The organism is Modestobacter excelsi (assembly GCF_005930495.1).
Taxonomy (GTDB): domain Bacteria; phylum Actinomycetota; class Actinomycetes; order Mycobacteriales; family Geodermatophilaceae; genus Modestobacter; species Modestobacter excelsi.
Genome location: NZ_SJEX01000030.1, coordinates 1 through 11,923, shown reverse-complemented (window position 1 = coordinate 11,923; position 11,923 = coordinate 1). Strand labels below are relative to the sequence as shown.

General features: G+C 70.7%; 14 protein-coding genes and 1 pseudogene. 6 read left to right on the top strand and 9 right to left on the bottom strand.

All coding sequences use genetic code 11. From position 1 onward, the window contains the following. Nucleotides 1–72 precede the first annotated feature (72 nt). Together FHL80_RS11870 and FHL80_RS26240 are read left to right on the top strand one after the other, a co-directional pair. Entirely contained in the window at nucleotides 73–681 is a 609-nt protein-coding gene (locus FHL80_RS11870; RefSeq protein WP_138733622.1) for a TetR/AcrR family transcriptional regulator, read from the top strand. A gap of 54 nt (nucleotides 682–735) precedes the next feature. After that, nucleotides 736–915 (top strand): hypothetical protein, encoded by a 180-nt coding sequence (locus tag FHL80_RS26240; protein WP_246078627.1) that lies wholly within the window; start codon nucleotides 736–738, stop codon nucleotides 913–915. A gap of 337 nt (nucleotides 916–1,252) precedes the next feature. On the opposite strand, the gene FHL80_RS11860 is transcribed toward FHL80_RS26240, so the two are convergent. Beyond that, complete coding sequence (locus FHL80_RS11860) at nucleotides 1,253–2,005, bottom strand: GAF and ANTAR domain-containing protein (protein WP_138733621.1); 753 nt, start codon at nucleotides 2,003–2,005, stop codon at nucleotides 1,253–1,255. Between the two features lie 343 nt (nucleotides 2,006–2,348). Between FHL80_RS11860 and FHL80_RS11855 the strand changes: the two genes are divergently transcribed. Beyond that, nucleotides 2,349–3,170 carry an MEDS domain-containing protein gene (locus tag FHL80_RS11855; RefSeq protein ID WP_216870650.1) on the top strand — a complete coding sequence of 274 codons (822 nt, stop codon included), beginning with the start codon at nucleotides 2,349–2,351 and terminating at the stop codon, nucleotides 3,168–3,170. After that, nucleotides 3,076–4,122, top strand: coding sequence for a sensor histidine kinase (locus FHL80_RS11850; protein ID WP_216870649.1), 1,047 nt, complete (start codon nucleotides 3,076–3,078; stop codon nucleotides 4,120–4,122). Before FHL80_RS11855 ends, FHL80_RS11850 begins: the two co-directional genes overlap by 95 nt. Before the next feature lie 117 nt (nucleotides 4,123–4,239). On the opposite strand, the gene FHL80_RS11845 is transcribed toward FHL80_RS11850, so the two are convergent. The 3 genes from FHL80_RS11845 to FHL80_RS11835 form a co-directional block, all read right to left on the bottom strand. After that, a complete protein-coding gene (locus FHL80_RS11845) occupies nucleotides 4,240–4,905 on the bottom strand; it encodes a potassium channel family protein (RefSeq protein WP_138733619.1) in 666 nt (221 codons plus the stop codon). Next, nucleotides 4,898–6,310, bottom strand: a complete 1,413-nt coding sequence (locus FHL80_RS11840) for a TrkH family potassium uptake protein (RefSeq protein WP_216870648.1) — start codon at nucleotides 6,308–6,310, stop codon at nucleotides 4,898–4,900. The genes FHL80_RS11845 and FHL80_RS11840 overlap by 8 nt, the downstream gene beginning before the upstream one ends. Nucleotides 6,311–6,652: 342 nt before the next feature. After that, nucleotides 6,653–7,483 (bottom strand): aldo/keto reductase, encoded by an 831-nt coding sequence (locus tag FHL80_RS11835; RefSeq protein WP_138733618.1) that lies wholly within the window; start codon nucleotides 7,481–7,483, stop codon nucleotides 6,653–6,655. A gap of 299 nt (nucleotides 7,484–7,782) precedes the next feature. On the opposite strand from FHL80_RS11835, the pseudogene FHL80_RS27215 reads away from it, so the two are divergent. Then, nucleotides 7,783–8,001 (top strand): annotated as a pseudogene (locus tag FHL80_RS27215) (IS1595 family transposase); the annotation flags it as partial. A gap of 151 nt (nucleotides 8,002–8,152) precedes the next feature. Here FHL80_RS27215 and FHL80_RS11825 read toward each other — a convergent pair. Next, complete coding sequence (locus tag FHL80_RS11825) at nucleotides 8,153–8,587, bottom strand: hypothetical protein (protein ID WP_138733617.1); 435 nt, start codon at nucleotides 8,585–8,587, stop codon at nucleotides 8,153–8,155. After that, nucleotides 8,584–8,859: a hypothetical protein gene (locus FHL80_RS11820; RefSeq protein ID WP_138733616.1), complete on the bottom strand. Its 276-nt coding sequence runs from the start codon at nucleotides 8,857–8,859 to the stop codon at nucleotides 8,584–8,586. The genes FHL80_RS11825 and FHL80_RS11820 overlap by 4 nt, the downstream gene beginning before the upstream one ends. Nucleotides 8,860–9,061: 202 nt before the next feature. Here FHL80_RS11820 and FHL80_RS11815 point away from each other — a divergent pair, with 202 nt between their 5' ends. Further along, nucleotides 9,062–9,328: a hypothetical protein gene (locus tag FHL80_RS11815; protein ID WP_138733615.1), complete on the top strand. Its 267-nt coding sequence runs from the start codon at nucleotides 9,062–9,064 to the stop codon at nucleotides 9,326–9,328. A 170-nt stretch (nucleotides 9,329–9,498) separates the two neighbouring features. Here FHL80_RS11815 and FHL80_RS25495 read toward each other — a convergent pair whose 3' ends face one another. From FHL80_RS25495 to FHL80_RS11800, 3 genes are all read right to left on the bottom strand, one after another. Beyond that, entirely contained in the window at nucleotides 9,499–10,029 is a 531-nt protein-coding gene (locus FHL80_RS25495; protein WP_216870647.1) for a hypothetical protein, read from the bottom strand. 381 nt (nucleotides 10,030–10,410) lie between these two features. Beyond that, nucleotides 10,411–11,016, bottom strand: a complete 606-nt coding sequence (locus tag FHL80_RS11805) for a response regulator transcription factor (protein ID WP_138733614.1) — start codon at nucleotides 11,014–11,016, stop codon at nucleotides 10,411–10,413. Next, nucleotides 11,013–11,923: sensor histidine kinase (locus tag FHL80_RS11800; RefSeq protein WP_138733613.1), on the bottom strand; the 911-nt coding region annotated here is incomplete at its 5' end. The genes FHL80_RS11805 and FHL80_RS11800, both read right to left, overlap by 4 nt.

Sequence of the window (11,923 nt, the reverse complement as noted above, 5' to 3'; positions counted from 1 at the left end):
CTCCGAGGGTGCCCACGCGATGTGGACACCGGCAACATGCACACCACAACACGAGTGGTGGACACTGTCAACATGCTCGAAGGTCCCGGCGCCGCACGTCCCTACCACCACGGCAACCTCCGGGCCGCGCTGATCGCCACCGCCGTCGACCAGGCCCGCGCCGGCGGCGCCGACGCCGTCGTGCTGCGCGACGCCGCCCGCCGCACCGGGGTCTCGCACAACGCCGCCTACCGTCACTTCGCCGACCGCGACGATCTGCTCGCGGAGGTCTCCGAGCGAGCCATGGCCGAACTGGAGCAGCGGATGCGGGACCGGCTGGCCGACCTCCCCGATGACGACCGCGGTGAGCCGGCTTCCGCGCGGCTGCGGGCGGTGGGCCGGGAGTACGTGCACTTCGCGCTCGCCGAGCCGGGGCTGTTCGCCACGGCCTTCGCCTGCGCCCGGCCGAAGGACGGCGCACCCGGGCAGGGCCCCTACGGGGTGCTCTCCACCATGCTCGACGAACTGGTCACCACCGGAGTGCTACCCGCCGAGCGACGTCCCGGCGCCGACGTCACGTGCTGGGCGGCGGTGCACGGGTTGGCCGTGCTCTGCCTGCAGGGCCCTCTGCGGGATCTGTCGGAGCGGGAGCGGGAGGAGCAGCTGGACGGGCTGCTCGAGCGGTTGTCGCGGGGGCTCTAGCGGCCGGGATCGTCCGTCGAGCGCGCCGTCCATCGACGGACCGCGCTGCAGCAGGTGAGTGCACCCGGACCGGGGTACGGCACCATCTCGGGCGTGCCGACGATCCGGATCGCCCAGGACGACGCCGCCGACGAGCTGCTCGGCCGCGACCCGCTGGCCCTGCTGCTCGGCATGCTGCTGGACCAGCACGTGTCAACAGGAACAACAAGATCTGCAGTGCGCGACGCGACCTGACGCGGCGCACTGTCGGCCCGGCTGCCGAGTGACCGCCGCCCGCACCGGCGTCGATGCCGGCTTGCCGACTCCCGGCCTCCGGCCGGCCTGACCACCAGCAGGCCCCGATGACCGCTCGCTCGTGCCGGTGGTATCGGGCAGGGATGTTGTTGCGCTGACCGGAGTTCTTGGCACCGGCGCGCGTCCAGCAGAGCACCACTGTGGTCTCGGCCCGGCGCCGAATCACACACCTCAGTGTGTGACAGCGCGACGGCGCGCGCGGGCTTCGTGGCAAAGGCGCGCCTGCTGGACCTCGGCCTGGCTACAGCGTGTCCTGGTGGTCGTGACCGACGGACGGTCAGCGGTCGAGCGTCCCTGTGCGGGTGAGGTCCTCGGCGACCACGTGCAGCTTGCGGTTGGTGTCCTGGCTGACCTTGGCCAGCACGTCGAACGCCTGATCCGCGGTGAGCTGGAACCGCTCCATCAGGATGCCCTTGGCCTGCCCGATGATGTCCCGGTTGACCAAGGCCAGGGCTGCGTGCCCCAACTTCTGGGCGTCGGCGACGGCGATGGCGGCGTGGCTGGCGAGCAGCAACCCGATGTGCTCGGACTCGTCGGTGAAGGCTGACTTCGCGTGTGCGAGCAGGTCCAGCGCGCCCAACGTGTCCTCGTGAACGAACAGTTGTAGGCACAACATGCTGCCCACCCCCCGCTCAGCGGCGCGGGGGCCGAGGACGGGCCAACGGGGGTCGATGGCCAGGTGGTCGACCCGGGTCGTCTGCTGTTTCCACATGGCATCCAGGCACGGCCCATCACCGGTCTCGTTCTGGAGGACGTCGAACCACCTGGCCAGGTCTCCCGTGGCCGCCGCTGAGTAGACGTGGCGACGGGCGCGGACCATGGTGATCGTGGCTTCGTCGGCACCGGGGACCATGGCCACCGCCAGGTTCACGACGCGGTCCAACACCTGCTGAGGGTCGGTCTGCTGCTGCAACCCGCGCGCGGCCTCGGCCAGTCGCCGGGCCAGGTCGTCCAGGTCGACCGTGGTGCCGGTGTCCTGCGCGGAAGGCTGCCCCCGTTGAGTCGGGTCGCCGCCGCCCTGGGTGCTCACAACGCACCATGGCACGGACAAGCCCGGCTAAACAGGGTCAGCTCGGCGGTCGTGCGGATGACCTGGCGGTCCCGGCCGCGGTGCACCGCACGCGGCTCCTGGTCGGCGGTGCGAAGCCGCGGCGCCGACCCGGTGGGCGCGCGATGTCTACGACGTCGGGCAGCATGTGTCGCCCTTGAGGCATCAGCGTCATGCCCGATAGACAGGAGTCAGTTCGGGACGCGGAGCGCGGTGCGGCTCGGCCGATGACTCGAACCCCGCTCCGGAGCGCCTTCTGACGAGCGTGCAGGGACCTGCCCAGTCGGACTGCCGTGCACGCGCGGCGGCGCGTAGCGTTTCGTCGGTGAGCACTGTCGGGGCGGTTCCCGGCACCGAGTGCGGCGAGCACGTCCTGCAGCTGCACCGGACCGAGGAAGAACGGCTGGCCAGTCTGGCCGCCTGGGTGTGCCGCGGTCTGGACCTGGGTGAGAAGGTCATCTGTACCGAGCTGCCGCGGCTGCCCGAGGACTCGCTGGCGCCGGCGCTGGAGGCATGCGGGGTCGACGTGGCCGCGGCCGTCCGCGATGGACGACTGGCGGTGCCACCGGCGGCGGACTTCTACGCCACCGAGGGCCACGCCGCAGTTGTGGAGCGCGCGCTTGCCGAGGGGTTCGCCGGGGTGCGGATGTCGGCCGAGCGGCGGGTGGCGCTGACCGTGCTGTCCCCGGCCGCTCACCGGGTCGTCGAGCAGCAGATGGACGAGCTCGTTCGGACCCGGCCGGTGCACACGCTGTGCCAGTACCCGCAGGCGGGCACCGCTGGGACGCAGCTGGAGGACACCGTCTCGGTCCACCGGTCCGGTGTGCGCCAGGCCAGCTTCGGCACCACCCGTGACCTAGACGGACTGGCCCTGCACGGGGAGGTCGATGGCACCAGCATCGACGTCTTCCAGGCCGTGCTCGCCGCAGCCAGTCGCAGCGCTTCACGGGTGTTGTGGCTGGATCTGGCTGAGGTGGCGCACCTGGACGCCGGCGGCTGCTGGCGGTTGGACGACGCGACCCGCGCCTTCCGGATCGCTGGCGGCCGCAGCCGTGCCGTTTCTCGCCGACGGGCTGGCTGCCGGGGAGATGGCGGTGCTGGCCTGCGCGGAGGACCACAACGCGCTGCTGGCCCGGGCGCTCGGTGACGACGGCCGCATCCTCCGGCTGCCTCATGAGGACATCTACTCCGGCAACGCGCACGCACTCGCCGCGTACCGCCGGATGCTGCACGGCCAGGTGGCCGCAGGCGTCCCGGGGATCCGGCTGGTCGGCGCCCTTCCGCTCGACCAGCGCCCGCAGCAGTGGGCGCAGTGGCACCGCTACGAGGCGGTCTTCAACGTCGCGATGGACGCGATGCCACTGTCAGCCGTGTGCGCCTACGACCGACATGAGATTTCCGACGCGATGCTGGACGGGGTCAAGGAGACCCACCCCGCGCTGCTGACCCCCGGTGGTCTCGTGGTCAACGACCGCTACCTTGAGCCCGCGACCGTGCTCCGCCGGACCGCGACCACCCCGGGGAACATCGTGTCGGACAGTCCTCCCACCCTGGTCCTGGCCGACCTGGCCGACGCCACCCGGCTGCCGGAGCTGCGCGCGCGGGTGCGGGCCGCGCTGGACGGCGCGGATGGGCGCGAGCACCCGCGCGGCCGCTTCGCCGCCGCGGTCACCGAAGTGCTCGGCAACGCCTTCCGGCACGGCGCCCCGCCGATCACCGTCCGGCTGTGGACAACACCTATCCGGCTAGAGGCCACGGTCACCGATTGCGGGCAGGGATTCGACAATCCACTGGCCGGCTACATCCCGCCCGGCAATGGCTCTTTGCCCGCCGGGGCCGGCCTCTGGGTAGCCCGGCAGGCCTGCGACACCTTCGAGGCGTTCCGCAGCCCGACCGGTTTCACCGTCCGCCTGACCACCGCCTTGCCCGGACCTGACACTGCTGTCGGGCCCACCGGCCCCGCAACCGCCGACTCTTCGACCGCCCGAGCGGACCGGGCCCGCGCCGACGCCCGAGAGCTGGCCCGCCAGCTGCACGCGGGGATCGAGAACCGCCTGGTGGCGCGGCAACCGGGGGTTGAGGTCCCGACCGGAGGCTGAGATCCTGGGTCGGTTCCCGCTACCCGACCTGCCCTGCGCCGAACACGTGCGCCGCGTCGTTGCGGCGGGCGGTCGCCGCACCTCGGCATGGGGGTCGCGGGGGGAGAGCTCGGCGCGTCAGCAGGCTTCGGCTGCGAACTTCTCGATGAGGTGGCTGGCGCCGGACACGATGAGCAGGTCGTTGTCCTTGACGATGGTGTCGGGTACGGCATGGGCGAAGTCCTCACCGCCGCGCTTGACGCCGATGATCGTGACGCCGTACTTGCTGCGCAGGGCCGATTCGCCGAGCGTCTTGCCAAGCGCCTCTCGCGGCGCCTTCATCTTGACGATAGCGAAGCCGTCGTCGAATTCGATGTAGTCGATCAAGCGACCGGACAGGAGATGAGCGGTGCGCTCGCCGGCGTCTCGCTCCGGGTAGATGACGTGATTGGCGCCGCTTCGCTCGAGGATGCGTCCGTGTGCCGGCGTGATGGCCTTGGCCCACACCTCCCGCAGTCCCAGGTCGAGCAGGACGCCCGTGCTGAGCAGGCTGGCCTCGATGTCGTCCCCGATGCCGACCACGGCGATGTCGAACTGATCGGCGCCCAGTTGTCGCATCGCATCCTCGCTGGTGGCGTCGACCTGGGTGACGTGCCGGAGCCGGGTGGACCACTCCTGCACCAGCTCCAGGTTGGCGTCGACGGCCAGGACCTCGTGCCCCAGGCGTTCCAGGGTCGTGGAGATCGAGCTGCCGAACCGCCCCAGTCCCACGACGAGGACGCTGTCTTCGTGGTTCTTACCCAACGAGCATCCGCTCCTCTGGCTGTCGGAACAGGCGGCGCCGTTCACGCAGGACCAGGGCGGTGGCCAGGGTGACCGGGCCGGTTCGGCCCAAGAACATGAGCACGATCAGAACGTACTGCCCGGTGGAGGGCAGGTCAGCAGTGATCCCGGTGGAGAGCCCAACGGTGGCGAACGCCGAGACGGTCTCGTACAGCACCTGATCCAGGGGTAGCCCGGAGACCGCGAGCAGAATGAGGGTCCCGGTCACGACCAGGGCGACGCCGAGCAGCGCCACGGTGAGCGCCTGCCGCAACACGGGTGATCTGATCTCCCGGCCGAGGGCGTCGACGTGGGGATCGCCGCGCGTTTCGGCCACGATGGCGAAGAACAGCACCATGAACGTGGTGACCTTGATTCCGCCGGCGGTGCTCGCGCTGCCGCCGCCGATGAACATGAGCACGTCTTGCACCAGCAGGCTCTGCGGCTGCATGGCGGCGATGTCCACGGAGTTGAAGCCGGCCGTTCGAGGCTGGACGCCACCCTGGAAGAAGCTGGCGAGCAGCTTGCCGGGCACGCTGAGCGGGCCCAGGGTGCCAGGATTGGTCCACTCGAAGGCCCCGATCACCACGGCGCCGCCGAGCAGCAGCACGGCGTAGGTCAGCAGCGTCGTCTTGGTGTGCAACGACCACTGCCTCGGCGACGTCAGCTCGCGTCGGAGCTCGAACAGCACCGGGAAACCCAGCCCGCCCAGCACGACGGCCACCGCGATCGGCAAGCACACGAACGGGTCGGAGGCGAAAGACATCAAATTGTCGCTGTACAGGGAGAAGCCCGCGTTGTTGAACGACGAGACGGCGTGGAACACCCCGCTGTAGACCGCGTCGCCGAATGTCTGGTCGTGCCCGAGCCAGAACCTCGCCGTCAGAGCGAGCGCGACCAACCCCTCGACCAGGAACGTGGTCCGCGCGACGCTACGCAGAACGCGACGGACGTCGCCGAGCCCCTCAGCCTTGGTCTCCCAGCTGGTCAGCAGCCGAGTGCGCAGACCGAGGCGCCGGGAGGCAGCCAGCCCCAGCAACGACGCCAATGTCATGATCCCGAAGCCGCCGGCCTGGATGCCGACAAGGACGACGACTTCGCCGAAAGACGACCAGTGGCTGGCAGTGTCCACCACAGCCAGACCCGTCACGCACACCGCGGAGGTCGCCGTGAACAACGCCTGCCGAAAGGTCGTCATCTGTCCCGGCTCGGCAGCGACCGGCAGCATCAGCAGCGCCGTCACCGCCAACACGGCCACCCCAAAGGCCACCACGCCGACCTGAGCCGGGTGCGGCGTCCGCACCACCCGGGCCAGCCTTGCCCGCACTCGACCCATGCGCGTCGGCCGCGGCTGTGCGTGGCCGCTCCCCAGCTCCGTCGCGCGCACCGGCCCCTCCCTCCGCCCGCGGGCCGGCCATTACGCATGCAGCACCCGTCGGCGCCGCGAAGCTACCCTGTCCCTTTCGGCCACCTCCCATGTGCCGCGAGCGGTTCAGCAAGCCGTCTGGCCGTTTGCTGCCGGCGACTGTGACGCCCCGTTCGAGGCGTACGGGATGTCGCCGAGGACCGTGGGCGACGTGTCCCCCGCTGCTTGACCGAGAGGAGCGAGATGTGAGGGAGTGGCCGCTCGACCGCGGACCCGGTCGGCCCTCCCTGCCGGCGTGAGATCGTGCGACCGAGCCCCTGATCCTCTGACAGTGAGGAGTCAGGGGGAACTCGAAATTTCAGCTCACCACCAGGGCCGCTCCAAGGCCCGGTCGGTTGCTCCGGTGCGGTCGAGCCCGTCCAGCGCGGTCATGTCCTCGTCGGACAGCTCGAAGTCGAAGACCTGCGCGTTCTCCTCGATGCGCTCGCGGTGGGTCGACTTCGGCAGCACGACGAGGCCGCGCTGCAGCGACCAGCGGATCAGCACCTGGGCCGGCGTACGTCCCAGGTGCTCAGCGATGCCGGCCACCTGCCGATCGCCTAGATGGCGGCCGGTGCCTAGCGGGCTGTAGGCCTCCAGCACCACGCCCCGGCGCTCGCACGACTCCAACAGGCCGCGCCGGAACTCGAAGGGGCTGAACTGGACCTGGTTGATGACGGGCGGCGCATCGGCGACCCCGAGCACGGCTTCGATGTCGGACACGCCGAAGTTCGAGACGCCGATCGAGCGCGCGTGCCCGCTGTCGCGGGCGCGTTGCATCCCCTCCCACGCCCGCGTCGGGCCGCCCTGCGGCCAGTGGACGATGTAGAGGTCGACCGATTCCACGCCCAGGAGTTCGAGGCTCCGCTGCAGCTCCGCCGCCGGGTCGCGGCGTCCCGGGTGGAACTTGGTCGTGAGGAAGACGTCCTGGCGTGACAGGCCGCTGTCGCGCAGGGCGCGGCCGACGCTGCCCTCGTTGCCGTAGGACTGCGCGGTGTCGATGTGGCGGTAGCCGGCCTCCAGCGCCCACCGCACTGCGTCCTCGCACTCCGGCCCGTCGGGCACCTGCCACACGCCCAGCGCAAGCAGCGGGATCTGGTTGCCATCGGTGAGCACGCGGGCCCGCCCGTCGTCCGTCAGCTCTGCTGCTGCCATCTCGCTCTCCTCAGTTCGAGATCGGCGCCTGCCCTCGAGGGACAGCCAGCGCCGGGGGGTTCTCCTTCAGGTTGTTGCTCAACGGAGTGCGTGGCTACTCGGGCGGCCCGCCGTGCCGGGCGTGGGTGGCGAGTTCGCGCCATCAACAGCGAGGTCACGATCAGCGCGGCGCGCTGCTCAGAGTCCGGGGGCTGTCTCCTCGGCCAGCGCCTGGAGAAGTCGGTCCTGCAACGCATGGTCGAATCAAGCGGGTGACCCGATCGAACCGGCATGGCCAGCATGGCGGGCTTGACGCCGTGATGCCCGGGCCGCACCTGGTGTCCTCGCTGCTCAAGCGCTGGACCGCCGGCACGTTGCACTACCGAATCAGCCGCCAGCATCTGCCGTACTACCTCGACGCATTCACGTTCCGCTTCAACCGGCGAACGTCCAGAGCACGAGGAATGCTCTTCTACCGACTACTGCAGCAAGCCGTTGACACCGATCCGCACCCGCTCAAGGAACTCATCGGCGGCTGACCTGCACAACTGCAGTCAAGCAGAGACGCGGGACGTATGTTCGATTACTTCGCGCAGTGATCATGCACGAGGTGATCACCGGGCGGGGAGGGTCGTCCAGGCGCGCGTCGTCGCCGTCATGCCTTGCATGGCGTCGCCATGCCGGGCATGGTCAGAGGTCGGCGGAGAAGGTGTCGGCCGGGATGAGGTCGATCGGCAGGAGCGCCAGCCAGACGAAGCCGGTGGCCGGGTCTTCTTCAGCGTCGAGGGTGAAGCGCACACCGTCCGGGCCGGTCAGGGTCAGCGGCGACCGCCCGGCAGTCGGCAGCTCGACCGTGACGTTCGCGGGCAGCCAGACCAGGAGCTCGGCCCCGTCAGACGTGAGGAGCCCGTCGACCTCCGGACCTCTGCGGCCGACGATGGTGCGCAGCCGGACGTCCACCGACTCAAGGCGCAGGTCGATGCCCAGCTGGCCCGCCACTGTGACAACGGCCTGGCGCAGCAGCTCGTCCAGCGGACCGAAGGGGGTCTGCTGGTCCGTGTCCAGCTCCACCGGGGTGGATGGCCTCCGGTCGAACCAGGTGATGGCCTCGTCGTAGATCATCACGGCTTCACGTCCCGGTTCGTCGTGGCCTCGCTGTACCGCTGGTCAACGAGGCTGGCAGCCCGATCGACGACCTCCGGCTGGAGCCAGATCCGGGCTCCGAGGAGCCGGGTGGCCACGGCTGCCACGGAGAGGGACATCGACTCGAAGCCTCCGAGCACGTTCTGCAGATGACCTGCGGACAGACCGAAGTCCTGTCCGGCGTGCTCGTCGCACCAGGTCGCGAGGGACTGGTCCTGCAGGGTCACTGCCCCGGTGATGCGGATGACCAGCACGTGTCAAGAGGAGCAGTTGCCCCGCCCTGCGTTCAGCGGGGCCCGGTCCTGACGCGGCGACGGTAGTCGCCGCGGGGTTGCGCCGGTAGGAGTGGCCGTGGTGCTCGGCCGGCGGGGTTGGGCCGATCTCGCCGTGCACCCGCTAAAGGACGAGCGGGGGTTGTAGTGCGTCGGAAGCCGTCGGGTGCCGATAGGGAGTTGCATGACCCCCAGTGAGGCCGTCGGCCCCAATGTGGCCGTGGAGCCCATCGCCGACGACGCCAACGATCCCGGCGGCGTCGAATCCGCCGCGGACCCCTATGGCACCGCCGAGCACCTAGCGGCCATCGAGCGGGCCTACGCCGAGGCGCTGGCGCACATCGCCGCGATGGCTGACAGCGAAGTTGCGGCGGAGGTCGCAACCCTGGCGACAGGCAAGCTCGCCGTCGCGACCGGCCGGCCAAGTGTTACAACTCCGCACGCTGCCTGAACGCCGCTCGTCCGGGGGCAACACGGGGAGGACGTTGATGGTGCTCCGTACTACGCGCTGCCCGGAGCAAGTCGGGCCACGCCGCCCGCGCGCCTTCTGACAGTGCTTAGCGAGCCGGTCAAGGTCGGCCTCACTCGGGGCTCCAGGCCGACGCGTCGGGGCCGCGGGACCTACGCTCCGGGTCGCCGCGGCAAGATCTGCAGTTTGGCAGAAGCCTGCCGCAGGGCCGACTGGCGGACACCACTGATGCGTGCCGAAAAGCCACGAGCGGCCTGACGGCCGGCTACTCCGAACGCGGTCAGTGCCGACTCAATCTCCGACCGTCGGTCCCGTCCGGCGCGCATCCACGTCACAGCGGCGACCACGGTCGTCAGGGCGGCGATCAGAATGGCAAGGGCCCACACGCCAAGCAGCTGCTGAAGGCCAGCAAATGGACCTTGCCATTTCCCCATCGCGCGCCCCCCGCTTGTGGATTGCTGAAGGCGATGGTCGCTCGCGCCCAACGTCGCCGCCGAGGTACAGGCGGTGCTCTCATCCCAACGGAGGAAGGGCGAGTCGCCGTAACCCACCCAGACGTCGTCGTCGACGCCTGTTCCGCGTGCAGTGACCACCAGCGAAGCGACGCCGTCCTCGCGGCTCTCGTCCGCCTCGCGGCGGTTGACGGAGGCCGGGACGACGACGCCCTGGCGTTGCTGCTGCACCTGCTGAGCGGCTGGTCTGGACCATGGTCCGACAGCTGCGCGACCTCACTCCGAACATCGTCGCGGTGGTGGTCGGCGAGCTCGCCTGTCAGATCCGCTGCTACCCGTGGCAACGCCGGCCCCGCTCGATCGCCGCGAACCTCCGGCTCGACACCCGTCACGCAGTGCTCGCCGATCTGCGACCACGGGACCGACGCCAGCCCGAGCGCGGGGAGGTCCTCACGGCCGACGGGGACCTCACGCGACTGGTGCGAACTGGCGCCTCCTGCGCGGTCGAAAGGGTCACTCCGCCGATCGACCACCCCAGATGCCGGTGGCCTCCTGGGCCAGCGGCGGGACAGGTCTCCAGCCGCCCGCTGAGTAGTCCTCTACCGAGACATCTCAGACCCATCCATGACGACGTGCGATGTCGACGGCGGCGTGCCGATTGGGTGCGCCCAGCTTCGCGGCCGCCGCGGACAGGTAGTTGCGCACGGTCCCGGGCGAGAGGTGGGCGCGGGCGGCGATCTCCTCGACCGGCGCTCCGCCGGCGGCGAGTTCGAGCACGTCGGCCTCGCGGGGGGTGAGTGGGCTGTCGCCGGCGCTGATCGCCTCGGCGGCCAGTTGTGGGTCGACATACCTGCCGCCGCGGTGGACGGTGCGGACGACGTCGGTGAGGACGGCGGCGTTGACGGTCTTGGGGAGGAAGCCGCGGACGCCGGCCGTCAGGGCCCGTTTCAGGTGCCCTGCCCGGCCGTGGCCGGTGACGATGATCGTCGCGCACCCCGGCAGGGTGGTGGTGAGCTCTGCGGCGATGGAGATGCCGTCGCGGCCGGGCATCTGCAGGTCCAGGACGGCGACGTCGGGGTGGTGGGCCCGGGCCATGGCCAGCGCCTCGGCTCCGGAGGCGGCCTCGGCGACGACGTCGAGGTCGTCCTCCAGCGCGAGGAGGGCGGCCAGCGCGGTGCGGATCAGGTTCTCGTCGTCGGCGAGCAGGACGCGGATCATGCTGGCACCGCCACGGGCAGGGTCGCGGTCAGCTCGAACCGGCCGTCGTCCCGGACGGTCGCGAGCCGGCCGCCCGTGCCGTCGAGCCGCTCGGCGACACCGGTCAGCCCGTTTCCCCAGCGACGGTCCGCCTGCTCGACCGCGCCGTCGTTGACCACCCGGAGCTCCGTCTCACCAGCGGCGGAGCTCAAGGTGATGGCGCACGTCGTCGCCCGGCTGTGCCGCAGCACGTTGGTCACCGCCTCCCGCACCACCCAACCGAGCGCGACCTGGACCGCTGCCGGGAGCAGGGCGGCCTCCTCGTCGCCGCTCACCGTGCAGGACACGCCGGCGGCGCGGAGCACGGAGCGGGCGCCGGCCAGCTCGCCGGGGAGGCTGGCGCTGCGGTAGCCGCCGACGACACCGCGCATCTCCCGCAGGGACTCGTCGGCGATCCGGCTGATGTCGGCCACCTCCTCTGCCGCCTCGGCCCGCCCCCGCCGCACCAGCTCGGCGGCCAGCTGACCTTTGACCGCGATCGTCGAGAGGTTGCGGCCCATGACGTCGTGCAGGTCGCGGGCGAAGCGGAGCCGTTCCTCGGCGACGGCGAGCCGCGCCTGCACGTCCCGGGTGCGCTCCAGTTGCGTGACGACGTCGAGCACCCACACCGAGAAGCGGAACGACAGGGCCGTGGCGGTGCAGGTGAGTCCGTACAGCGCGCCGAGTATCAGTGCCTGGCCGGCTGGGCGCCCGACACTGAGCAGCACAGCGCCCACCAGGACGCCGATCCCGGCGCCACCGACCGTCAGGGTCCGGGTCGGCCAGACCGTGCTGCAGGCGATGAGCACCACCAACGGGGCCAGTGCCACGACCCACGGCAACACCGAACCCTGATCGCCGCCGCCCGGGACCGCGCCCACCCCCGCCC